The following is a 23,427-nucleotide window of genomic DNA, read 5'->3' on the forward strand; positions in this document are numbered from 1 at the left end:
TACACCAACAGCTGATGGTTGTGACGGAAATACTGCTACTGCAACTGTAACCGTTAAACCCATTCCAAACGCTTCTGTATCAATTGCAAGTCAAAGCATTTGTTCAACTCAAAATATCACTGATATTTCTTTCTCAGGAAACGTTACAGGAACAACTTACAATTGGACTAGAAACACTATTCCAGGTATCAGTGGAATTGGAACTTCTGGAACAGGAACCATTTCAGGAGCACTTTCGAATACTACCAACGCACCGATAGACGTAATTTTTACCATTACACCAACGGCTGATGGTTGTGACGGAAATACTGCTACTGCAACTGTAACCGTTAAACCCATTCCAAACGCTTCTGTATCAATTGCAAGTCAAAGCATTTGTTCAACTCAAAATATCACTGATATTTCTTTCTCAGGAAACGTTACAGGAACAACTTACAATTGGACAAGAGATGACATTCCAGGTATCAGTGGAATTGGAACTTTTGGAACAGGAACCATTTCAGGAGCACTTTCGAATACTACCAACGCACCGATAGACGTAATTTTTACCATTACACCAACGGCTGATGGTTGTATCGGTACACAAACTACTGCAACGGTAATAGTAAACCCTACTCCAAATGCTGTAGCTACACCTGCTAGCCAAACCATCTGTTCGAATAACCCTATTACAACTATGGTTTTATCCAGCAGTGTAACAGGAACTACTTATACTTGGAATCGCGATAATACCACTAACGTAACAGGAATTGGAAATTTTGGAAGTGGGGATATTTCAGGAACTTTGGTTAACACTACCAATACACCACAAACCGTAACCTTTACCATTACACCAACAGCTAATGGTTGTGCTGGCACACAAACGACTGCAACAGTACTAGTAAACCCTACTCCAAATGCTGTGGCTACTCCCAATAGTCAAACCACCTGTTCGAATAACCCTATTACAACTATGGTTCTATCAAGTAGTGTTTCAGGAACTACTTATACATGGAATCGCGATAATACTACTAACGTAACAGGAATTGGAAATTCTGGAAGTGGAGATATTACTGGCACTTTAATCAACACTACCAATACACCACAAACCGTAACTTTTACCATTACGCCAACAGCTAACAGTTGCATCGGTACACAAACGACTGCAACAGTACTAGTAAACCCTACTCCAGATGCTGTGGCTACTCCTAGTAGTCAAACCATTTGTAATAATGCATCAATTAACGATATTATACTTTCCAGTGCAGTAACTGGAACTACTTTTACTTGGATGCGTGATAACACTACTAATGTAATTGGGGCTACTTCTGGAACTGGTAACATAACAGGATTACTTATCAACAATACTATAATACAGCAAACTGTAAATTATACCATTACTCCATCAGCTAATGGATGTGCAGGTTCTCCAATTTATGCTTCTGTTACAATTGAACCTGAAACCTCTGGAGGTAGAGTAACTGTATCTCTTCCAAATGAAACACCAATAGACCGGATTGTTACACATTGTCATGAGGGTGACGGAACGCTTTATTTATGGGATCATATAGGAAGTGTGCTTCGTTGGGAGTATTCCACAAATGTTGGAATTACATGGAATCCTATCAATTTTACAGGCACAACATACACGTATACAGGTTTAACCTCAACAACCATTTTCAGGGCTATCGTACAAAGTGGAACAGGTTGTACTGAACAACATTCACAGATTGCTGTTGTCAACATCATTCCGAACATTATGCCTACAGTTTCCTTGTCTACAACAATATGTGAAGGCGAAACAACAGTTTTAACGGCAGCTAGTCAGTATGCTTCGAATTTAGCAATAGCAGAAGGTGGAGACTTTCAAGACGCTAATCCTCCAGGATGGGAAGTAGATGGTGTTGGATTTATCCCTGCAGGTGGTAGTAATACAGATCCAGGTCCATGGCGTCTTTCGGCTACAAATGGAGGAACCTATTCAGACGTACTATACAAATCGCAAGGTAAATTTGGTATAGTACACGGTGACTATGATTCTTACATAGAAACCCCCATATTCAATACTTTCGGTTTATCTTCTGCAGAACTCACTTTTAATCATTCCTATAAACTTTTAGCAGGAGCAGATGCATATGTACAAATTTCTACTGACGGTGGAGCAACCTACACCGATTTGGCTCACTATCAAGGTCCGGATGAAATTTTTCCACATAATAATTTTACAAATAGCCCTAGCGCCTCTGTAATTAGTATTGATTTAAATAATTATATCGGACAAGCCAATCTTAGAATTCGTTTTTATTACCAAGGGACTAGTGGAAGTTCTTGGGCAGTAGATAACATTCAAATTCCAGATGCCCCAAGTAATTTGTCCACACAATGGGTTGACCCAGTATCAGGTGATGTAATCAGTTATGCCGCAAGCTTAAATGTATCGCCAACTACGACCACTACATATGCTATAACTTCATTCTTAAACGGCTGTAATAGCTTTGGTACAGAAGGAACCGCTTATATAACAGTAACTGTAAACCAAAGACCTACTGGAATAATAACAGAAGATCACTACGTTTGTTACGGAGAAACTACAACATTAGATGTTGATCTTACAGGGACAGCTCCTTGGACAATAACATATAGTAATGGTACTACCAATACTACTGTTACAGATATTATGGAAAGTCCTTTTGTAATCAATGTACCTTCTGTCACAACAGATGTCACTTATACCATTTCTGCAATTGACGACAATAACTGTACAGCACTACCAAGTGATTATGCAGGTCAGGCTACCATTACCGTTTTAGATGGTACTCAAGGTGTTTGGACAGGATTAGTAAGTAATGACTGGTTTGATTGTTTAAATTGGGAAAGAGGATTACCGAATAGTACAGTTGATGCAATCATTCCGGCAACAAGTGCTATAATGCCTGTTATTGACCCTGACAATTCACCATATGCTGCAGCATATAGCAATATAGCAAGTGCACGCGATTTAGTAATTAATGCTGGGGCAAGTGTAACCATGATGGTAAATTCAAATTTAGAAATTAGTAGAAATTGGATAAATAGTGGTGATTTTTATCCAGGTCTAGGTAACGTAACTTTTAACGGGTCTCAAAACAGCCAAGTACAAACAATAAACCAAGGCATTAAATTATTCGAAAGTTTTTATGATTTAACATTAAACACAAGTGGTACTGCATTGGGAGTAAGCGTTCAAGACCAATTTGAATTAACTGTTGCTAACAATTTAATGCTTTTAAATGGCGATTTAAGATTAATGGGAGAAGCACAAATGGTACAAAATGGAATTACTGCTAATCCATCAAGTGGAAGCGGTAACCTTCTTATTGATCAACAAGGAACTAAAAGTAGTTATCATTATAATTATTGGTGTCCTCCGGTAAGCACGAACGGTATCAACTATTCTGTTGGAAGTGTATTATTTGATGGAACAAATTCTGACAGTACTCCATTTGTAACAGGTTCGATAAGTTATGGTAGTAGCTTCAATTTCTCGGATGGCCCATTGACAAGCCCAATAAAAATAAGTACACGTTGGCTATATAAATATACCGCATCTACGTCGAATTATTATTCTTGGCAACAAATTTACAATACAGGTACTGCAAAAATAGCAGAGGGCTTTACCATGAAAGGTGTTACGGGTAGTGCCACATTTACTGAACAACAAAACTATACTTTCAAAGGTAAACCCAATAATGGTGATATCAACCTGAATTTTGCTGCAAACCAAGTGTATCTGATTGGAAATCCATATTCTTCAGCATTGGATGCTGACCAATTCATATTGGACAATATTAAAGATGGAGGAAACGCAAGTACAAATGTAATTAATGGAGCGCTATATTTTTGGGATCATTTTGGGGCACAAACGCATTACTTAAGCCAATACATTGGAGGCTATGCAACGTATACCTTAATGGGAGGAGTTGTAGCGGTATCCAACGACCCTTTAATTAATAACAATAATGCGACTGGAACTAAAATTCCACGTCGATACATTCCCGTTGCACAAGGCTTCTTTGTTGACTCTACATTAGACCCTACATTGGTTGCTAATAATCCAAACTTAACAACAGCTGTTACTGGAGGAACCATTGCAATTAAGAATAGTCAACGTGTTTTTTACAGAGAATCTTCTGGTAACTCCATATTTTTTAAAACTACCAATACCACAACAAGCGCAAACAATCCAAATGTCGATAACCGAATGAAAATTCGTTTGAATATTGACATGAGTAATGATATCAGAAGACAACTTTTAGTTGGGGTTGACCCTAACGCTACAGACAACTTCGATATTGGCTATGATGCACCTATGGCCGATTTGCAAAATGACGATTGCTATTGGACCATTAACGGAACTCCTTTTATTATTGAAGCGGTTTCAAACTTTGACCCAATGCAAATAATTCCTTTAGGTATAAAAATGACAAATGCAACTACTGCAGTGGTTAGTATTAATCAATTGGAAAACATTCCTTCAACTTTAGAAATTTATCTTTTTGATAATCTCACAAATGTATATCACGACATCAAAAATAACGATGTAACACTTGCTTTAAGTGCAGGAACTTATAATAATAGATTCTCACTTCGTTTCTCATCGCAAACACTAGATGCCGACACATTTAACTTGAGTGACAATATTTCGATATTTGTTAACAATAAAAACACGACGCTAAACATTGAAAATTCAACGCTTGAACAAGAAATAAAAAAAGTATACCTATTCAATATTCTAGGCCAAAAAGTGTTTGAGAAAGATGTCAAAAATGTAAACCAAACTAAACTCCAATATGACTTAAATCACTTAAGTGAAGGCACATATATTGTAAAACTCTCAACCAATAAAGGAGAAATCTCCAAAAAAGTAATTATCAGTTACGACTAAATTTATATTGGTGTTATTTATTTGATTCAAAAAATCCCGAACTAGTCGGGATTTTTTTATTTCAATTGTTCTAATAATACATCCAAACTCACTTTTTCTTGATTACCTGTTGCCAAATTCTTAATAGCAAACTCATGGTTTTTCATTTCTTCTTCTCCTACCAAAATAGCAAAAGGAATTCCTCTTTTATCGGCATGTTGAAATTGCTTTCCAATTTTCGCAGCATCTGGATACATCTCAACTTTTACACCATGCTGTCTCAATTTTGAAATTGCTTTCATAGCATATTTAGCTTCCTCATTTCCAAAATTCAAAAACATTGCTTTTGAAGTAGCTGTTACCGTTTCTGGAAATAACTTAAGCTCTTCTATTACTAAAGCAATTCGATCCAATCCGAATGAAATTCCAACTCCACTCATATTCTTTAAACCAAAAATACCGGTTAAATCATCATAACGACCTCCGCCACCAATAGACCCCATTGCTACACCCGCAGGAGCAGCTACTTCAAAAATAGCTCCTGTATAATAATTTAAACCGCGAGCCAAAGTAACATCTAAATCTAAGTTTGCAGTTTGCAAACCTATTTCCATAACATTATCACAAATAAACTGTAACTCCTCTACTCCTTTCATCCCTTCTTGTGAAGCCGAAAGTAAGGTTGCTAACTTTTCTATTTTCTCCGAAATCGTTCCAGTAAAATTGAATAACGGTTGTACTTTAGCGATAGCTTCCTCAGAAATACCTTTTTCTAGCATTTCCTTTTTAACACCATCTTCACCTATTTTATCCAACTTATCCAAAGCAACCGTAAAATCAATTAATTTATCAGAAGCACCAATTACCTCAGCTATACCCGATAAAATTTTACGATTGTTGATCTTTATAGTAACACCTTTCAATCCTAATTCTGAGAAAACCGAATCGTATAATTGTACCAATTCTACTTCTTGCCAAAGTGAATTTGAACCTACCACATCGGCATCGCATTGATAAAATTCTCTAAAACGCCCTTTTTGTGGTCTATCAGCTCTCCAAACAGGCTGAATTTGATAACGTTTAAATGGAAACTCAATTTCATTTTGATGTTGCACCACGTAACGCGCAAAAGGAACTGTCAAGTCATAACGCAAAGCTTTCTCAGAAATTTGAGCCGTCAATTTCAAACTATCTTTATTAGTTAAATAACTCTCATTCGTTTTTGCTAAATAATCCCCTGAATTTAAAATTTTAAAAATCAAACGATCTCCTTCTTCTCCATATTTCCCCATTAAGGTTTCCGAATTCTCAAATGATGGTGTTTCAATAGGTTGAAAACCAAATTTTTCAAAATTCGATTTAATTGTTGAGAAAATATAATTACGCTTCGCTACTTCTATAGGCGAAAAATCACGTGTTCCTTTTGGTATACTAGGTTTTTGAGCCATTTTTTTGGTTAAAGATTGGATAACTTAAACATTAAAAATTTCGAAAAAAAGTCTTGTAGACACGTTTTCTTTTCGTCACTCTTTCTCTTGCAAATATCGAACTTAAAAATGATTCCTAAAAATTATACCGTTATTTCCTTAACACTTTCTACTTATTGCTTTTGTAAGTGTAACAAAACCTATTTTTTAAAGTCTAATAGTTGATATGGTAGGATTATTTAAAGAAAATACAAAAATTGCACTTGATTCTATAAAAGGTCAGGCGCTACGAACTTCGCTAACTGTTTTTATTATTGCTTTAGGAATAACTGCTCTGGTAGGAATTCTTACAGTAGTTTCTGCATTACAAAATACCATTCTGAAAGATTTTGCCTCTATGGGTGCCAATACTTTTTCATTGAGTAGGTATGACTTTTCAGCTCAAATCAGGCAAAATGATGCGGAACAAAAAATCAATCCTATAATAAGTTATACACAAGCCAAAGCCTTTCAAAACAAATATGATTTCCCCTTTACGACAAGTTCACTTTCCTTTACCGCAGCTTCAGGAGTTGAAGTAAAATATTTAGGTGACAAAACTGATCCCGAAATTACCATAGTAGGTGTTGACGAGAATTTTTGCCCAAACAAAGGATTGCAAGTAGTAAAAGGACGAAACATGAATAGTTTTGATGTTAGCAACAACAACTATGTTTGCATTTTAGGTTCTGATTTTGAAAAAGGCTTGTTTAAAGACATAAACCCTATCGATAAAACCATTTCTATAAGAGGCGCTAAATTTAAAGTAATAGGTGTTTTAAAAGAAAAAGGCTCTACTTTCGGTAATAGTCAAGATTTAAGAGTATTAATTCCAAATCAAATTGCACGGTCTATTTTTTCATCTCCCAATATTAATTATGACCTGTCAGTTATGGTGAACAATGAAACGCTATTAGACGAAGCCGTTGATGAAGCCATAATAACCATGCGCCAAGTACGCAAACTGAACCCTGTTGAAAATAATAACTTTGGAATTGAAAGAAGCGACGACTTAATTCAAACTTTATTATCCAATACCGCTACTTTAAGTATCGCAGCTTGGGTTATTGGCGTTATTACAGTTTTTGGCTCTTCAATTGCATTGATGAACATTATGCTCGTTTCGGTTTCAGAGCGTACCCGAGAAATTGGAATCCGTAAAGCTTTGGGTGCAAAACGCTCCACTATAGCATGGCAATTTTTCACGGAAACTTTGGTTATTGGTCAAATGGGTGGAATTGTAGGTATTCTTTTAGGTATCACCATCGGTTTTATAATTGCATCGGCCATCGGTTTTCAATTTAGTATACCTTGGTTGGCTATTTCTGCAGCGTTTAATACCACTTTAATCGTTACAATAGTTTCGGGTTTATATCCTGCTATAAAAGCCTCAAAATTAGACCCTGTTGAAGCCTTACGATACGAATAAAGTTACAACGTACAAGCTATCATTCGATCATTACCTTTAAAATCTTGACGCAATTCAATATTGTTAAACCCTAGATTTTCAAGCATCTGAACTGTATCCGGCCCTAAATATTGATTGATTTCGAAAAAAAGTTGTCCGTCTGAGGCTAAATTTTGTAGTGCCAATTGAGCAATTTTGCGGTAAAATAAAAGCGCATCATCGTCTTCTACAAATAATGCCAAATGCGGTTCAAAATCCAATACATTTTTCTTGATTTCTACTTTTTCTAAATTTCGAACATAGGGAGGATTGGAAACAATAACATCAAATTGTTGCTCCAAATTTTCCGTTTCTAAAATATTTTTTAGCATAAAATGCACGTCCACTTCATTTGATTTTGCATTTCTTTTAGCTGTTTCCAAAGCTTTCTCTGAAACATCGATAGCAGCAACATTAGCTCCCGGTAAATTTGATTTTATAGCAATGGGAATACATCCGGTTCCTGTACCAATATCTAAAATAGAAAGTATTCGACTCTTTGCTTTATCCTTTTGAGTATCCAAAATCCATTCTACCAATTCTTCTGTTTCGGGACGCGGAATTAATGTGTTTTCATTGACCTCAAATGGCAAGCCATAAAACCAAGTCTCACCCGTAATGTATTGGATAGGTTTCTCTCTTTGCAAATCGGCAATTATAGCTTTCCACTTTTCAAAATCGATATCCAAAATTTCCAAATCAGACTGCAGCGCAATATCAATTCTTTTCAAATTGTGTAGATACTCTGCAATAATAAAAAAGAAACTTTCTATCTCATTCGATTCATGAATGGATGTCAATTGATTTATGAAATATAATTTTAATTCTTTAATTGTCATGCTATAATTCTTTAATCATCCAAACATCGCAACTTGTGTGTCCTGTTCCTCCCATTGGTTCTGATAAATACGTAAACCCCACTTTTGCATATACTCTTTGAGCTGCTTTCATAAAGGGCAATGTTTCCAAGTAACATTTCGAAAAACCTTCAGCTTTGGCAAAATTCAAACATTTTAAAATAATCTGCTCTGCCAGTCCTAATCCTCTTATTTCAGGCGAAAAATACATTTTCTGTAGTTCACAAACATCTGCAGGTCCATTTTCAAGAGGTCCTATACCTCCTCCACCTAATACTTTACCATCGTTTTCGACTACAAAATATATAGAATTTGGTTTTCGATAAACTTCAAAAAGGGTATCCAAAATCGGATCTGCATAAGCCGTACCAACTTTAGGTGCATCTAATTCAATAAACACATCACGAATAACTTTTGCTATTGGTGCATTATCCTCCTTTTTAATTTTTCGTATTTGCATCAGTTCAAAATGAATTGTAAAAGTACATAAATTGAAGGAAGTCATTATCAATCGAACTTTAAAAATAGTATTTTTGTAAAATGAATACACATGAACTTTACATGCAACGTTGCATTGATTTGGCTAAAAATGGGTTGGGCACAACTTATCCAAATCCTTTGGTAGGCAGTGTAATTGTCTACGATGGTAAAATTATTGGTGAAGGTTGGCATCGAAAAGCAGGAGAACCACATGCCGAAGTAAACGCAATAAATTCTGTAAAAGATAAATCGCTACTAAAAAAGGCAACTATTTATGTGAGTTTAGAACCATGTAGTCATTTTGGAAAAACACCACCATGTTGTGATTTGATTATTACTCATAAAATTCCAAATGTTGTTATTGGAACCGTTGATCCTTTCGCTAAAGTAGCTGGAAATGGTATTAAACGATTAATGGAATCTGGAGCTAATGTTACTGTAGGTATTCTAGAGGATGCATGCAATGAATTAAACAAACGTTTTTTTACATTCCATCAAAAAAAACGTCCCTATATTATATTGAAATGGGCAGAAAGCAAGGACGGGTTCATTGCTCCTATTCACAAAAACAGCAAAAGACCTGTTTGGATTACCAATACCTACTCCAGACAGCTGGTTCACAAATGGCGTACCGAAGAACAAGCCATTTTAGTGGGTACTCAAACCGTTCTTGATGACAACCCCAAATTAAATGCACGAGATTTCTTTGGCAATAATCCCATCCGTATTGCCATTGACAATGGAAACAAAATAACGGATGATTTTGCTATCAAAGATGATACACAAGAGACATTATTTTTAACAAAAAACAAAAATAATACCTCTAAAAATAGTATATTTGATAGTAATTTCCTTGAAAACAGCCTGCATGAATTATACAACCATAACATTCAAGCTGTAATAATTGAAGGTGGCCGAACAACTTTACAGTCGTTCATTGATAAAAACTTATGGGATGAAGCTCGAGTTTTTATAGGAAACAACAAGCTTTCAGATGGAATTACTGCTCCTAAACTATCATACAGCCCAACCAAAAGCTTAAGATTTTTTGAAGATGAACTAAAACTTTTCAGGCGATATGATTGATACAATTATTTTTGATTTTGGTAATATTTTTATAAATCTCGATCCTAAAGCGACCGAAACTTCTTTTGCTCAATTGGGACTTAACAATTGGAGTAATGATTTAGTGGAATTAAACCATTTGTATGAATTTGGAAAGATTGATGAGTACAAATTCATCACTGGCATACAAAAACACATCCCTAACGCTGATTTAGTAGCGATAAGACAAGCATGGAATGCACAAGTAGCTGATTTTCCACTAAAACGTTTAGAATTTCTTCAATTCATAAAAGCAAAATATAAACTGTTTTTGCTAAGCAATGCTGATCAAACTCATATTGACCATTTTGAACACAAAGAAGGAATTTCCTTTTCAAGAGATTTTTACAGTTGTTTTGAAAAAACGTATTTTTCGTTTGATATTGCCATGCGTAAACCTGACGAACGTGTATTCCAATTGATATTAAACAACCACAACATTGACCCAAAAACTACGCTATTTATTGACGACACTCCAGAAAATATAGAAGGAGCTCAAAAAGCAGGACTTAAAACTTGGTTATTAAACCCAGTCAAAGAAGATGTAACCCAATTATTTGATTTTTTAGAAACCTTAGATGACTAATTTACTACTTGCTATTTTATGCGCTAGTATTTTATATTTTGTATTTAAATTATATTCCAAATACAACATCAATACTTTTCAAGCTATAGTATTCAACTATGCAACCGCGTGCTTGGTAGGATTGGTATTTACTCCAAGGAAAAATATTTCTCTCGAGGGTATCTTTGAAAGACCTTGGTTAATCTACTCTTTTGTATTGGGTTTTATGTTTATTACAGTTTTCAACATCCTTGGCAAAACATCACAAGTAAATGGTGTTACCGTTGCATCTGTTGCAAGTAAAATGTCTATGATAATTCCCATTTTATTTGGAATTTTATTTCTCAATGAAAAACTTTCATTTCAAAAGATAATTGGAATTTTACTTGCCATAATTGCAGTTTACTTTGTATCCAAAAAAAGCGAAATCAAAACTTCGTACAGCACATTATTATTACCCATATTATTATTTATTGGAGCAGGAACTATTGATACTAGTATGAATTACATTCAATTGAAATTCCTAAAACAAAACGAAATAAGCATCTTTTCTTCTACAACCTTTTTGGTCGCTTTTAGCATTGGTATTTCAATACTTCTTTATCAGATTACAACCAAGAAAACAACTTTTGAATTCAAGAATATAATTGGCGGAATTGCATTAGGAATACCCAATTATTTTTCCATGTACTTTTTAATCAAAGCACTTCAAAATCCGAATATTGAAAGTGCAACTATTTTTACATTAATAAATATCGGTGTAATTTTGCTATCTACTTTTTTTGGAATCTTATTTTTTAAAGAAAGCCTAAAAAAACAAAACTATATTGGGATACTTTTAGCAATAATAGCGGTATTCTTATTACAATAACATGGAAGAAAAAGAAATTAAAGATACTTATAAAACTATAACGCACCCAACTCCAGAAACCCTGTATAAAGAAAAAAACAGCAAGTTTCTCGGATTCGCTTACCCTATCCAATCTGAAGAAGATGTCAAAGAGATTATCAATCAATTAAAAAAAGAACATTTTTCTGCGCGTCATTGGTGTTATGCCTATCAAATTGGAACGGAGAACATTCAATATCGTGTTAATGACGATGGAGAACCAAACAATAGTGCCGGAATGCCTATTTACGGACAAATACAATCCTTTGAAGTAACAAATATATTAGTTGTGGTTGTTCGTTACTTTGGAGGTGTTAAATTAGGCGTAGGAGGGTTAATTTCAGCTTATAAAACTAGTGCACAACTCACACTCGAAATAGCAGACATTGTTAAAAAAACAATTGACAAACATTTCATCGTTTCATTTGATTACAAAAACATGAACAAAGTAATGCGAATCATTAAAGAAAAACAATTGGATATTGTCAGTCAAAAAATGGAGATGAGTTGTGAAATTGAAATTAAAACTAGAAAAAAAAATGCCGAAATGATATTCGACATTTTTGAAAATTTATACGAAATTTCAATTAAAGAAAAAGAAATTTTATAGCTCTTTTAAACGAGAAGACACATATTCTGGAGCCATAATTGGACGTCCAGATTTCATATCTACAAACACCAAAACACTGTTGCCCGTTGTTAATAACTCTTGTCCTTCATTGTAAATTTCATAGTCAAATTCTATCTTAACAGATGTCTGACTTTTGAATATTGTTTTTACCGTTAACAAGTCATCATAACGTGCTGGTTTTTTATAATTCATCTGTAGAGAAACAACTGGAAGCATAACACCATTTTCTTCCATCCATTTGTACGAAACCCCAAGGTTTCTAAGCCATTCCACGCGTCCCATCTCAAAATATTGCGCATAATTACCATGATAAACCACCCCCATTTGGTCGGTTTCTGCATAGCGTACTCGTACCGAAAATTGATATTCTCTCATTGTTAAAATTATCTAAAAATGTTTTAAAAATTCACCTATTAACACTTACAATTTTTTTTTTACAAAATCAATAGCATATTGGTTTTTTTTTACAAAAAATTGTTCACATATTTGTTGTCCCGAATCACCGATAGGACTTTTATGCCTATCTTGTAAGACACCTATTGTTAATCTATTAAAATAATAACTTATTAATTCAAAGTTTATGAATAAAACTGCGCAATCGGTATGGAATAACTGTCTGTCTTTCATAAAAGATAATATTCAGGAACAAGCCTACAAAACATGGTTTGAACCGATACAGTCAGTTGATTTAAACGAGAACGCACTTTCTATTCAAGTACCTAGTAAATTCTTCTATGAATGGCTAGAAGAGCACTACGTAAAGCTTCTAAAAGTTGCTTTAACAAAAGAACTTGGGCCAGGCGCAAAGTTATTGTATAAAATTAAAATGGAGCATACTTATGGTAACAAACTTCCATTTACTGAGCAAATCCCAAGTAACAACAGACAAGCTGTAAAAACACAAGAGGTCGATGTACCAATTGTTCAAAAAAATCCAGAGCTTAAAAATCCATTTATAATTCCAGGGATTCGAAATATTAATATTGATTCGCAATTGAACGCGAATTATAGTTTCGATAATTTCTTAGAAGGAGATTCAAACCGATTAGCAAGAAGTGCAGGTATGGCTGTGGCCAACAAACCTGGAGGAACTTCATTTAATCCATTGTTAATTTTTGGTGGTGTTGGTCTTGGTAAAACACACTTAGCACACGCTATTGGTGTTGAAATTAAAGACAAATTCCCAGAGAAAACTGTTTTGTATATTTCTGCTGAAATATTCACACAACAATATATCGATTCTGTTAAGAAAAACACACGTAACGACTTTATCCATTTCTATCAATTAATTGATGTTTTGATTATTGACGACGTACAATTTTTGTCAGGAAAATCTGGAACACAAGATGTGTTTTTCCACATCTTCAACCATTTACACCAAAATGGAAAACAAGTGATTTTAACATCAGATAAAGCACCTGTTGATATGCAAGATATCGAACAACGTTTATTATCGCGTTTCAAATGGGGATTATCTGCTGAACTTCACCAACCAGACTATGAAACAAGAATTTCTATCTTAAAAAATATCTTGTATCGTGATGGTGTACAAATACCTGAAGAAATAATTGAATACGTAGCTAAAAACATCAAATCAAATGTTCGCGAACTTGAAGGCGCTATCATTTCATTAATTGCGCAATCTTCTTTCAACAAAAAAGAAGTTACAATAGAGCTTGCGAAACAAGTTGTTGAAAAGTTTGTCAAAAATGTAAAACGTGAAATATCTATTGACTACATTCAAAAAGTAGTATCGGATTATTTCCAATTGGATATTGAAACATTACAGTCTAAAACCAGAAAAAGACACGTGGTTCAGGCTAGACAATTGGCTATGTTTTTTGCAAAAAAATTCACTAAAGCCTCTTTAGCAAACATCGGCTCTCAGATAGGGGATCGCGACCATGCTACAGTTTTACACGCTTGCAAAACAGTTGACAATTTAGTTACTACAGATAAGCAGTTTAAAAAGTTCGTTGACGACATCAATAAAAAACTATCACTATAATAATGACAAAAATTCTGATGGTTTGTTTAGGCAATATTTGTCGCTCCCCGCTGGCGGAAGGCATTTTAAAAAGCAAACTACCAAAAACGAAATTTTTGGTCGACTCTGCCGGAACAGGAGGTTGGCACGCAGGTGAACTACCCGATAAAAGATCAATTGCCATTGCTAAAAAATACAGCATTGACTTGACCGATCAAAGAGCCCGACAGTTCAAAAAAAGTGATTTTGAAACTTTTGACTACATTTATGTAATGGATGCATCTAATTACAGCAATGTGATCAACTTAGCTTCAAATGAAGCACAAAAATCAAAAGTTAAACTAATACTTAACGAAGTATTTCCAAATAAAAACATAGAAGTTCCAGACCCCTACTACGGTGGGGATTCTAGCTTTGAAAATGTTTTTCAAATGCTTGACCAAGCTTGCAATGAAATTGCAAAAAAAATAAACCCGTAAATATTTCTTATTTTTACCTCAAATAAGACCGCATGAAACCAGTACAATTTTTAGGAAAGCTTTATTTAATCCCAACAACTTTAGGTGAAATGAATCCTGAAGATGTACTTCCACAAACTATAAAAAGAAGTATTGATTTTATTGACGATTACATTGTTGAAAACGAAAAAACGGCTCGACGTTTTATAAAAAGTATTCATCCTGAAAAAAAACAGCCATCACTTAATCTTTCATTGTTGAATAAGCACACTGAACTATCAGAACACGAAAAAATGATAGCTCCTTTATTTGAAGGTAAAAATGTGGGACTAATGAGTGAAGCCGGTTGCCCTGGTGTGGCGGATCCTGGTGCGGTAATTGTAAAGTTAGCACATGATAAAGGTATTCAAGTAGTACCTCTTGTAGGCCCGAGTTCAATTTTATTAGCTATTATGGCTAGCGGCATGAACGGTCAAAGCTTTGCTTTTAATGGATACTTACCTATAGACGCCCAAGAAAAGAAAAACGCCATAAAACAATTTGAGCGATTATCACACGAAAAAAATCAATCACAATTATTTATTGAAACACCATATCGTAACAATAAATTATTTGAAGATTTATTACAATTACTCCAACCAAACACGTGGCTTTGTATCGCTTGCGATATAACCTTGCCAACAGAATTTATTAAAACTAAAAGTGTAAACGACTGGAAAAAAAACAAGGTCGACTTACATAAGCGACCTTGCATTTTTATTATTCACAAAATGTGAGTTAACCTAATTTAACTTTGGCATTTTTATCGGCTTTTATGTGCGACACATCATATCCACCAAATTTTTTAATATAACTTCTTAAAGAGGTACCAAAACCATCTTTAAAACCTTCCATACCATTACTTCTTAAGTATTTCTTTACAGAACCCGCTCCACCCAAGTGTGCAGCTGCCAATAACCCTGACTCTGTAATTTCAACACCATTTATCACTCTACCGCTGTATTTAGCAATTTCTCTCCTTAGCTCCCATTTATTACGCGCTATAAGTGCTTTAAAAGCTTTTTCTTGCCAAACAGAGTTTTGTAGAAAGGTATTGAAATCATAAATACCCAAAGTACGTAATGTACTACGTCCAAATTGGTATTTCCCCATATAACCATAAGGATTTACCAAATTTAACATTCCTCTTGATTCTCTGAAAGCAATTGCTTCACGAAATCCAACGAATGTTTTACCAACATACGGAACATTAACATCTAACTGTTCCTCGATTATGTTTTCATCTGTAGAAGGAAAATTGTATTGATATACTTCATTGTCATTTAAATGAAATCCTTCTAATTTTTCAATTTCAAGCGAATTAAATCCAGTTGAAACTAACATTACTAGGATGGTCAATCCCAAAAGATAAGAACCTTTTTTTATCATAAATTTTCATTTCTCAGCGTCTGTCACACATCTGAAATTTGCGGTTTCAAAGATACATAAAAAACTACAATATTGATATACAGCGTGTTAAAGTTTTCTAAAAGTAGATAAAGTGTCCCTTAACTCCGTTGAAATCACCTACTTGGAGTGCTGGAGCAGGAACTTTTAAAGTGTTAAAAACTGAAAAAATCGTCTTTAAAAAATGTGATTTTGAATTGATTTTCGTCAAATCAACATCCAGACTTAAGAAAAATTGTCGACTAGGAGATTGATAAAATCCATTTGAAAATGCATCCTGATTATTTCCATAAATCATACCTTTACCATTATACCCAAATGCTAAATTAAGCCACTTCGGAATTACATCTTTCTTAACAAAAGAATATAAATTGAAAGACAACCAATACGTCTGCCCGTTATAATCTTTTAAAATTTCTTCCGAAAAACCATCACCAAGTGTATTAGGACGTAAATCGGCGTAGCGGGTCTTATGATACGAAAATTTTGGTATTATACGTTGCTCTTGCCACAAAAGTTCTTGCATCACAAACAAACCTGTCCCAGATGCATTAGCAATCATATCGCCAGTTGAAGCTCCCCATTCCTGAGAAAAACCATCAAAAACTTCAACTACCGTTAAAAAACCAAATCCCAACGTAGCGCCATAAAGTAATTGAGACTTCTTTGAAGCGCCACTCCACTCCAACATCTCAGCACCAAAACGTCCAAGATGATAAGTAGAATAAAAATGCCCCAACTTATCCATTTGAAGCCAATCACTGTTATCGTTAATAAAATGAAAAGAAGATTTTGGATACCCCTTATACCATAACTGATTTAAACCAATCAATGTTGTTCCTAAGAGTACACTTTCACCAATATAAATTGACGAAGTTCTTTTTGCATTTAATGTATCAGATGGTTTAAAAAATGAATTTTCTTGAGCTGAAATTAAATTGATTGCACAACAAAATAATAGTCCTAAATAAAAAAACTTTTTAAAAATACATTTCGCAGGCACACCATTAATCACAATTAAAACTGATTATCGGCTAATCCCTAATTTATTCACCCAAGCAGCATATTTACGAGCATTAACCAAATGTTGATCGTAATTAGAAGCAAAAACATGATAACCTGGTTTATCTGGACTTGCACAGAAATACATATAATCGTGTTGTTCTGCATTTAAAACCGCATCAATTGCCGAAATATCTGGCATGGCTATTGGCCCAGGAGGTAGCCCTGTATATTTATATGTATTATAAGGCGATTCTATATTTAAATCATTGTGAAAAACACGTTTAATAACTTGATCAAAATCCCCAGATTGCTTTTTTAAAGCATAAATAATGGTTGGATCCGCTTGTAAAGGCATACCGGTATGCATACGGTTTAAGTATACACCTGCTACACGCGGACGCTCATCAGCTTTCGCTGTTTCTTTATGTACAATAGAAGCTAAAACTGAAACCTCTATAGGAGTTAAACCCTTCTTTTGTGCTTTTTCTAAACGTTTAACATTCCAAAATTTACGATACTCTTTTGCCATTTTATCTGCAAGATTCTCTGCTGAGATATTCCAGTAAAACTCATATGTGTTAGGAATTAACATCGATAAAATATTTTCGCTCGTAAAATTATTTTTCTTCAAAAAAGCTTCATTGGTAAAAACCGAAACAATTTCTTCTCTTGTAGGTTCCAATTGATCAGAAAGACGAGCCGCTAGTTTATCCAAACTTTCTTGATTGTTAAAAGCTACTTTTACAGGAACATTGGAACGTAAAGCACGTACCATATCGAAAGTGGTCATATTTTGTTTCAACAAAAACTTACCTGCTTTTACATTGGTATTATATTTCCTTTGACTAGCCACAAAATCGAATTTTGCCATATTTTTGACAAATGGTGCTATTGCTTCTTTTGCTTCTTCATAGGTTGCATTTGATGGAACGTATACAAAAACCTCTTTTTGCACGAAGGTTGTATTAGGTGTAAAAGCTCTATTATACACATACGCTGCTACTATAGCCGCAATTACCAAACCTAAAACAGCTACAATTGTAATGATTTTCTTGAAATTCAAAGTCAGAGAAATTAAATATTGATTAATTGAAATAAAAGCTCGTCTTTATAAACGTTATTTACTCTATTCCATTGTTTTTTAACGCCAATTTTTTCGAAACCAAATTTAGTAAAAAGTTGCAAACTTGCTTCATTATCATCTGCTATATTAGCATATAATTGATGCAACTGTAAATGTTGAAAAGCATATTTAACAATTAACTGTAAAGCCTCACTCCCAATACCTTTTCCTCTATCAGCATCATTCTTTAATACAACCCCAACCCCAGCACGATTGTTTTTGGGATCAAAATCAAATAAATCAATTAAACCGATTGCTTCTTCTGTTCCTTTATAACAAATTGCCAATCGCAATTGTTTGACTTCGTAGATATCTTGATGAGCATTTTGTAAATACTGCCGAATTAAAAAACGACTATACGGCGTTTGAGTATTACTAACTTCCCAGATAGATTCATCATTTTCAATAGCATGAACAAAAGCTAAATCCTCTGGTTCCAGTGCTCTTAAATAAATTATATCTCCAGTTAATGTCACCATCTATATTTCTATTTCACCTTCAAAGACAAAAGTGGCCGGTCCAATTAAAAAGACATTTGTATACACATTACCATTTTTTTCAAAACTAACTGCTAAATCACCACCCTCTACTTTTAGCTGTACTCTGTTGGAGTTGGTCTTCTTAGTTTCGTACATCGCAATTGCGACAGCGGTAACACCTGTTCCACAAGATAATGTTTCATCTTCAACTCCACGCTCATATGTACGTACCGCAAAACTATCATTGGTTAATTGGGAAACAAAATTTATATTGCTCCCTGCTGCTCCATATAAATCAGAGTAACGAATAGCCGCCCCCTTTTCCTTTACATCCAACGTTTTCAAATCATTTTCCAATTGTACATGGTGAGGCGAACCTGTATTTAAAAAAGAGTAAGTATTATGAACTTCTATTGTATCCACATCAATCATCTGTAAAGCTACTGTAGAATCAGAATCAATTGTTGCATAATGGTATCCGTCAACTGCCTCAAATTCTGCTTTATCAGTAATCACTCCCATATGTTTTGCAAAAGCAACCAAACAACGACCACCATTACCACACATTGAACTTTCGTTACCATCTGAATTGTAATACACCATTTTAAAATCATACTCAGGATGATTCTCCAATAATATCAAACCATCAGCCCCAATACCAAATTTTCGGTCACACAAATGAGCTACTAATTGGGTATTACTTTTAGGAAATGAAAGGCTACGATTATCAATCATTACGAAATCGTTTCCAGTACCTTGATATTTATAAAATGTAAGTTTCATGAGCTTTTTTTATTAGCACAAAAATACAAATATTAATAAGATGTTAAACATTGTTAATCGCACGTTAAACTGATTTTTTGTTAAAATTAAGTCGCTAAATTTACGTTGTATTCTAAAAAATAAAGGATTATGAAAAAAATAGGAAGTTTAGTTTTAATTTCACTTTTGAGTGGCTTTGTTACACTTGGTTCATACAAATTATTTTTGGAACCAAAACCCAATTCTTCTGTAACAACAGTCTCTCCAAATTTCACTAAAGCAGTCAGTTTAGGGGCTGAAAATGTAGATTTTACAGTAGCTGCAGATGAAGCAGTGCATAGTGTAGTACACGTAAAAAATGTTACCGTTCGAAAAGTATACAACCCTATAGCCGAGTGGTTTTACGGTTCACAAAGAGGAATTCAACAACAAGAACAAGTAGGAACAGGTTCTGGTGTAATTATTTCTGAAGATGGCTATATCGTTACAAACAACCATGTAATTCAAGATGCCACAGAACTTGAAGTTACTCTAAATAATAACGAATCTTATAAAGCGAAGTTAATTGGTACTGATACGAAAATGGACATAGCTTTATTAAAAATAAATGCTCCCGATAAATTACCATATATGGTATTCGGTGATTCTGAAAATTTAAAAGTTGGCGAATGGGTTTTAGCAGTAGGGAATCCCTATAATTTAACTTCTACCGTCACAGCCGGAATTGTATCGGCAAAAGCACGTGATTTGAGCAATGAAGGATTACAATCTTTCATACAAACCGATGCAGCTGTGAACCCTGGAAACAGTGGTGGAGCACTTGTAAATACAAGAGGTGAATTAATAGGAATCAACACCATGATATCGTCTCCAACTGGAAGTTATGCTGGTTATTCATTTGCTGTACCTTCTAATATTACCCGAAAAATAATCGAAGATTTAATGGAATATGGTAATGTACAGCGTGGTGTATTAGGTATTGAAGGTCGTGAATTAAATAGTGCTTTTGCGGAAGAAATAGGAAGTTCCACTTCACACGGATTTTACATTAACAAAGTCACTTCAAAATCTGGAGCTGAAAAAGCTGGTTTAAAATCAGGTGATGTAATTATCCAACTTGACAATAAAAAAGTAAATGGATTTGCAGATCTTACATCATACATCAATACAAAAAGACCGAATGACATAGTAAACGTAAAAGTGTTACGCGATGAAAGCGAAAAAATTATTCCAGTTAAGTTGACCAAAAAGGAGCTTTTAAGCTATGAATTCAATGGTATGGAATTTGAAGATTTAGACGATAGTGATAAAAAGAACTTCAACATTAACTATGGTGTAAAAATTAAAACATTCAACAACGAACAATATATTGAATACGCTGATGAATTTGAAGGCGCCATCATACTAGCTATTGATGGACAGAAAGTTAAAGACGTTGCCAGTATTTCCAACTATCTAAAGCAGAAAAAAGGAAAAGCGCAATACCAGATGCTAACAAAAAGTGGGCAATTGGTTAGAGTGATTATGTAACGTTTAATTTGATTTGTTTCAAAAAACCGCTAGACTTTAGCGGTTTTTTTTATACGAATTAAACTCGTAGTAAACACCAAATTCAAAACCAACAGAATTTAAACCATAATTAGGCTTTTGTAAATTGGCATTCGATACATGACGTATCATACATTTAACATCAAAAGAAATTTTATTCATTTTGTAATTTGTCCCTAAAGCAAAAATATCACTGAAAGCAAAACCTTTTTTTAGCATTTCAGTATCAGTATCAATATACATAGGTCCTACATTACCAAGAGCATATACAGACAAATCTGACAGTAAACAAAACCTATATATAACTCCTAAATTTAAAACATACTCCTCTACATCTTTCAACTTCATGTATTGTTCCCTATACAAATCAGGAGTTTCAGAACTAGTATAAAAGGCATGCCAATAGTTTAGAGATTCATGCTTCGATTTATAATAACTCGGTTCTACCAATAACTCTAATGCATGCCTATTTTTGCTATAAATATTGAAATGGCTCGAAAATTTAAAAATATCACTTTTATAAGTATAGTCACTATCTTGTTTTAGGATAGTATTCTGTGATGCAAAGCCATACAGCACCCCTATTCGCATCAACCGATTATTTACAGCGGATTTCTGAGAAAAGGAGAAAAAGAAAAAAAGCAACAAAACGATACAAAAAACAACTCGCACTATCTGTAATTATTTTACTATAAATATAGTTTATATCGAATAAAAATTAATGCTTTAAAAGTGTTTTTATTTTAAAAAATATTTTAAGGTAACAACTGAAATGAGTATTTTTGCCAAAAGTTTACAAACAACACATTTTATATTTTACTTCATGAGTAACAACACTTTATACGAGAAAGAACTTGCTTTTCAAGCCGATAGAAGAAAAGCTTGTGTTGAGTTTATTAAAATCATCAGTGATTTATGGTACGACAAATCAATCGAATTGATTTTATTCCGTAACCAATTGATTGATAGAAACGTTAGCGACATCATCAACTTGCACGAATATGCAGGGGAGTTTGTTCAAAAACCAATCAACGTTTTTGATTCAGTAGAAATTGCGCAAGCAATTCAATCTTTAGATTTACCACCTTCAAGAATCGACATTGGTAAATTAACTTACGAATATCACTTAGAAGACGACAAATACAATGATGCAAAAGCATTTGTAATTGACAAATTAAAAAATGCAAAAGATTACTCTGAAATTAAACCTAAAGATGTAGTACTTTACGGTTTTGGACGTATTGGTCGTTTATTAGCTCGTGAAATGATGAGCAAAATTGGTAAAGGACAACAATTACGTTTAAGAGCTATCGTTACTCGTGATAAAAATGATGCTGTTTTATTAGAAAAGAGAGCTTCTTTATTACGTTACGACTCTGTACATGGTGATTTCGAAGGTTCTGTTCAAGCAGATCCAGAAAACAATGCATTAACAATCAACGGTACAACAGTACACTTAATTACTGCAAATGGACCAGAAGAAATCGACTATACTCAATATGGTATCGAAGATGCATTAGTAATTGACAACACAGGTGCTTTCACAACTGAAGAAGCTTTAAGTCGCCACTTAACTTCAAAAGGTGTTGATAAAGTTTTATTAACAGCTCCAGGTAAAGGTGTTCCAAACATTGTTTATGGTGTAAACCATGAAGATTACAACCCAGATGAAGTAAAAATTTATTCTGCTGCATCTTGTACTACAAATGCTATTACTCCAGTATTAGCTGCTATGGAAGAAACTTTAGGTGTAGTTAAAGGACACTTAGAAACAATCCATGCTTATACAAACGACCAAAACTTGGTTGACAACATGCACAAAAAATACCGTCGTGGTAGAGCTGCTGCTTTAAACATGGTTATTACTGAAACAGGTGCTGGAAGTGCTGTAGCTAAAGCTTTACCAAGCTTAGCTGGTAAATTAACTTCAAACGCTATTCGTGTTCCTGTTCCAAACGGATCATTAGTAGTACTTAACCTTGAAGTTAACAAAGAAACTACTGTTGAAGAATTGAACAACATCATGAAAAAATATGCTTTAGAAGGAAACTTAGTAGAGCAAATCAAATATTCATTAAATAACGAATTAGTATCTTCAGATATCGTTGGAACTTCTGCTCCATCTATTTTTGATAGCAACGCTACAATCGTTTCTGCTGATGGCAAAAACGTAGTTATGTATGTATGGTATGATAACGAATATGGTTATAGCCACCAAGTTATCCGCCTAGCTAAATACATCTCTAAAGTAAGACGTTATACTTACTATTAGTAGGATAGAATTTATCAAATAAAAAA

At 34.1% G+C, this 23,427-nt stretch carries 21 protein-coding genes; 11 read left to right on the forward strand and 10 right to left on the reverse strand.

Annotation, left to right across the window (positions count from 1 at the left end):
* Nucleotides 1-4,903 (forward strand): PKD-like domain-containing protein (locus tag ACFS5J_RS02610; RefSeq protein ID WP_379810420.1); only part of this gene is annotated, 4,903 nt, incomplete at its 5' end.
* Between the two features lie 56 nt (nucleotides 4,904-4,959).
* Here ACFS5J_RS02610 and hisS read toward each other — a convergent pair.
* On the reverse strand, nucleotides 4,960-6,330 hold the full coding sequence (gene hisS, locus ACFS5J_RS02615; protein WP_379810421.1) for a histidine--tRNA ligase: 1,371 nt from the start codon (nucleotides 6,328-6,330) through the stop codon (nucleotides 4,960-4,962).
* 205 nt (nucleotides 6,331-6,535) lie between these two features.
* On the opposite strand from hisS, the gene ACFS5J_RS02620 reads away from it, so the two are divergent.
* A complete protein-coding gene (locus tag ACFS5J_RS02620) occupies nucleotides 6,536-7,777 on the forward strand; it encodes an ABC transporter permease (RefSeq protein WP_379810423.1) in 1,242 nt (413 codons plus the stop codon).
* Between the two features lie 2 nt (nucleotides 7,778-7,779).
* Here ACFS5J_RS02620 and prmC read toward each other — a convergent pair whose 3' ends face one another.
* Both prmC and ACFS5J_RS02630 read right to left on the reverse strand, forming a co-directional pair.
* On the reverse strand, nucleotides 7,780-8,634 hold the full coding sequence (gene prmC / locus ACFS5J_RS02625) for a peptide chain release factor N(5)-glutamine methyltransferase (RefSeq protein WP_379810424.1): 855 nt from the start codon (nucleotides 8,632-8,634) through the stop codon (nucleotides 7,780-7,782).
* A gap of 1 nt (nucleotide 8,635) precedes the next feature.
* Nucleotides 8,636-9,112, reverse strand: coding sequence for a GNAT family N-acetyltransferase (locus tag ACFS5J_RS02630; protein WP_379810425.1), 477 nt, complete (start codon nucleotides 9,110-9,112; stop codon nucleotides 8,636-8,638).
* An 80-nt stretch (nucleotides 9,113-9,192) separates the two neighbouring features.
* Between ACFS5J_RS02630 and ribD the strand changes: the two genes are divergently transcribed.
* Genes ribD through ACFS5J_RS02650 form a run of 4 tightly spaced genes read left to right on the forward strand, consistent with a single transcriptional unit; the run spans nucleotide 9,193 to nucleotide 12,300 of the window.
* The gene (ribD, locus tag ACFS5J_RS02635; RefSeq protein ID WP_379810426.1) at nucleotides 9,193-10,218 is read left to right on the forward strand and encodes a bifunctional diaminohydroxyphosphoribosylaminopyrimidine deaminase/5-amino-6-(5-phosphoribosylamino)uracil reductase RibD; all 1,026 of its coding nucleotides are present in this window, start codon (nucleotides 9,193-9,195) and stop codon (nucleotides 10,216-10,218) included.
* Nucleotides 10,211-10,822 carry an HAD family hydrolase gene (locus ACFS5J_RS02640; protein WP_379810427.1) on the forward strand — a complete coding sequence of 204 codons (612 nt, stop codon included), beginning with the start codon at nucleotides 10,211-10,213 and terminating at the stop codon, nucleotides 10,820-10,822. Before ribD ends, ACFS5J_RS02640 begins: the two co-directional genes overlap by 8 nt.
* Entirely contained in the window at nucleotides 10,815-11,672 is an 858-nt protein-coding gene (locus ACFS5J_RS02645) for an EamA family transporter (protein ID WP_379810428.1), read from the forward strand. Before ACFS5J_RS02640 ends, ACFS5J_RS02645 begins: the two co-directional genes overlap by 8 nt.
* A gap of 1 nt (nucleotide 11,673) precedes the next feature.
* The gene (locus tag ACFS5J_RS02650) at nucleotides 11,674-12,300 is read left to right on the forward strand and encodes an IMPACT family protein (RefSeq protein WP_379810429.1); all 627 of its coding nucleotides are present in this window, start codon (nucleotides 11,674-11,676) and stop codon (nucleotides 12,298-12,300) included.
* Here ACFS5J_RS02650 and ACFS5J_RS02655 read toward each other — a convergent pair.
* On the reverse strand, nucleotides 12,295-12,696 hold the full coding sequence (locus ACFS5J_RS02655; RefSeq protein WP_379810430.1) for an acyl-CoA thioesterase: 402 nt from the start codon (nucleotides 12,694-12,696) through the stop codon (nucleotides 12,295-12,297). The genes ACFS5J_RS02650 and ACFS5J_RS02655 overlap by 6 nt on opposite strands.
* A 205-nt stretch (nucleotides 12,697-12,901) precedes the next feature.
* Here ACFS5J_RS02655 and dnaA point away from each other — a divergent pair, with 205 nt between their 5' ends.
* From dnaA to ACFS5J_RS02670, 3 genes are read left to right on the forward strand one after another with little or no spacing between them, the layout of a single operon-like run.
* Nucleotides 12,902-14,329 carry a chromosomal replication initiator protein DnaA gene (gene dnaA, locus ACFS5J_RS02660; RefSeq protein ID WP_379810431.1) on the forward strand — a complete coding sequence of 476 codons (1,428 nt, stop codon included), beginning with the start codon at nucleotides 12,902-12,904 and terminating at the stop codon, nucleotides 14,327-14,329.
* A 2-nt stretch (nucleotides 14,330-14,331) separates the two neighbouring features.
* Nucleotides 14,332-14,787: a low molecular weight protein-tyrosine-phosphatase gene (locus ACFS5J_RS02665; RefSeq protein WP_379810432.1), complete on the forward strand. Its 456-nt coding sequence runs from the start codon at nucleotides 14,332-14,334 to the stop codon at nucleotides 14,785-14,787.
* A gap of 32 nt (nucleotides 14,788-14,819) precedes the next feature.
* A complete protein-coding gene (locus ACFS5J_RS02670; RefSeq protein ID WP_379810433.1) occupies nucleotides 14,820-15,542 on the forward strand; it encodes an SAM-dependent methyltransferase in 723 nt (240 codons plus the stop codon).
* 1 nt (nucleotide 15,543) lies between these two features.
* Here ACFS5J_RS02670 and ACFS5J_RS02675 read toward each other — a convergent pair whose 3' ends face one another.
* The 5 genes from ACFS5J_RS02675 to dapF all read right to left on the reverse strand — a co-directional run bounded on the left by ACFS5J_RS02675 (nucleotide 15,544) and on the right by dapF (nucleotide 19,602).
* Nucleotides 15,544-16,194, reverse strand: coding sequence for a peptidoglycan-binding protein LysM (locus tag ACFS5J_RS02675; protein WP_379810435.1), 651 nt, complete (start codon nucleotides 16,192-16,194; stop codon nucleotides 15,544-15,546).
* 97 nt (nucleotides 16,195-16,291) lie between these two features.
* Nucleotides 16,292-17,215, reverse strand: coding sequence for a DUF2279 domain-containing protein (locus ACFS5J_RS02680; protein WP_379810436.1), 924 nt, complete (start codon nucleotides 17,213-17,215; stop codon nucleotides 16,292-16,294).
* Nucleotides 17,216-17,239: 24 nt separating this feature from the next.
* Nucleotides 17,240-18,280, reverse strand: a complete 1,041-nt coding sequence (gene mltG / locus ACFS5J_RS02685) for an endolytic transglycosylase MltG (protein WP_379810437.1) — start codon at nucleotides 18,278-18,280, stop codon at nucleotides 17,240-17,242.
* 11 nt (nucleotides 18,281-18,291) lie between these two features.
* Nucleotides 18,292-18,819 (reverse strand): GNAT family N-acetyltransferase, encoded by a 528-nt coding sequence (locus ACFS5J_RS02690; protein ID WP_379810438.1) that lies wholly within the window; start codon nucleotides 18,817-18,819, stop codon nucleotides 18,292-18,294.
* A complete protein-coding gene (gene dapF / locus ACFS5J_RS02695) occupies nucleotides 18,820-19,602 on the reverse strand; it encodes a diaminopimelate epimerase (protein ID WP_379810439.1) in 783 nt (260 codons plus the stop codon).
* A 129-nt stretch (nucleotides 19,603-19,731) separates the two neighbouring features.
* Between dapF and ACFS5J_RS02700 the strand changes: the two genes are divergently transcribed.
* The gene (locus ACFS5J_RS02700; protein ID WP_379810440.1) at nucleotides 19,732-21,111 is read left to right on the forward strand and encodes a S1C family serine protease; all 1,380 of its coding nucleotides are present in this window, start codon (nucleotides 19,732-19,734) and stop codon (nucleotides 21,109-21,111) included.
* A gap of 36 nt (nucleotides 21,112-21,147) precedes the next feature.
* Here the strand turns inward: ACFS5J_RS02700 and ACFS5J_RS02705 are convergent, their stop codons facing one another.
* Nucleotides 21,148-21,720, reverse strand: a complete 573-nt coding sequence (locus ACFS5J_RS02705; RefSeq protein WP_379810441.1) for an acyloxyacyl hydrolase — start codon at nucleotides 21,718-21,720, stop codon at nucleotides 21,148-21,150.
* A 232-nt stretch (nucleotides 21,721-21,952) separates the two neighbouring features.
* Here ACFS5J_RS02705 and ACFS5J_RS02710 point away from each other — a divergent pair, with 232 nt between their 5' ends.
* Nucleotides 21,953-23,401: a glyceraldehyde-3-phosphate dehydrogenase gene (locus ACFS5J_RS02710; protein WP_379810442.1), complete on the forward strand. Its 1,449-nt coding sequence runs from the start codon at nucleotides 21,953-21,955 to the stop codon at nucleotides 23,399-23,401.
* The last annotated feature ends 26 nt before the right edge of the window (nucleotides 23,402-23,427 follow it).

The sequence above is a fragment of the Flavobacterium chuncheonense genome (assembly GCF_042686145.1).
GTDB lineage: Bacteria > Bacteroidota > Bacteroidia > Flavobacteriales > Flavobacteriaceae > Flavobacterium > Flavobacterium chuncheonense.

Coding starts and splice junctions, on each gene's coding strand:
- hisS (WP_379810421.1), bottom strand. CDS start 6,330: ATGGCTCAAAAACCTAGTATACCAAAAGGAACACGTGATTTTTCGCCT.
- ACFS5J_RS02620 (WP_379810423.1), top strand. CDS start 6,536: ATGGTAGGATTATTTAAAGAAAATACAAAAATTGCACTTGATTCTATA.
- prmC (WP_379810424.1), bottom strand. CDS start 8,634: ATGACAATTAAAGAATTAAAATTATATTTCATAAATCAATTGACATCC.
- ACFS5J_RS02630 (WP_379810425.1), bottom strand. CDS start 9,112: ATGCAAATACGAAAAATTAAAAAGGAGGATAATGCACCAATAGCAAAA.
- ribD (WP_379810426.1), top strand. CDS start 9,193: ATGAATACACATGAACTTTACATGCAACGTTGCATTGATTTGGCTAAA.
- ACFS5J_RS02640 (WP_379810427.1), top strand. CDS start 10,211: ATGATTGATACAATTATTTTTGATTTTGGTAATATTTTTATAAATCTC.
- ACFS5J_RS02645 (WP_379810428.1), top strand. CDS start 10,815: ATGACTAATTTACTACTTGCTATTTTATGCGCTAGTATTTTATATTTT.
- ACFS5J_RS02650 (WP_379810429.1), top strand. CDS start 11,674: ATGGAAGAAAAAGAAATTAAAGATACTTATAAAACTATAACGCACCCA.
- ACFS5J_RS02655 (WP_379810430.1), bottom strand. CDS start 12,696: ATGAGAGAATATCAATTTTCGGTACGAGTACGCTATGCAGAAACCGAC.
- dnaA (WP_379810431.1), top strand. CDS start 12,902: ATGAATAAAACTGCGCAATCGGTATGGAATAACTGTCTGTCTTTCATA.
- ACFS5J_RS02665 (WP_379810432.1), top strand. CDS start 14,332: ATGACAAAAATTCTGATGGTTTGTTTAGGCAATATTTGTCGCTCCCCG.
- ACFS5J_RS02670 (WP_379810433.1), top strand. CDS start 14,820: ATGAAACCAGTACAATTTTTAGGAAAGCTTTATTTAATCCCAACAACT.
- ACFS5J_RS02675 (WP_379810435.1), bottom strand. CDS start 16,194: ATGATAAAAAAAGGTTCTTATCTTTTGGGATTGACCATCCTAGTAATG.
- ACFS5J_RS02690 (WP_379810438.1), bottom strand. CDS start 18,819: ATGGTGACATTAACTGGAGATATAATTTATTTAAGAGCACTGGAACCA.
- dapF (WP_379810439.1), bottom strand. CDS start 19,602: ATGAAACTTACATTTTATAAATATCAAGGTACTGGAAACGATTTCGTA.
- ACFS5J_RS02700 (WP_379810440.1), top strand. CDS start 19,732: ATGAAAAAAATAGGAAGTTTAGTTTTAATTTCACTTTTGAGTGGCTTT.
- ACFS5J_RS02705 (WP_379810441.1), bottom strand. CDS start 21,720: ATGCGAATAGGGGTGCTGTATGGCTTTGCATCACAGAATACTATCCTA.
- ACFS5J_RS02710 (WP_379810442.1), top strand. CDS start 21,953: ATGAGTAACAACACTTTATACGAGAAAGAACTTGCTTTTCAAGCCGAT.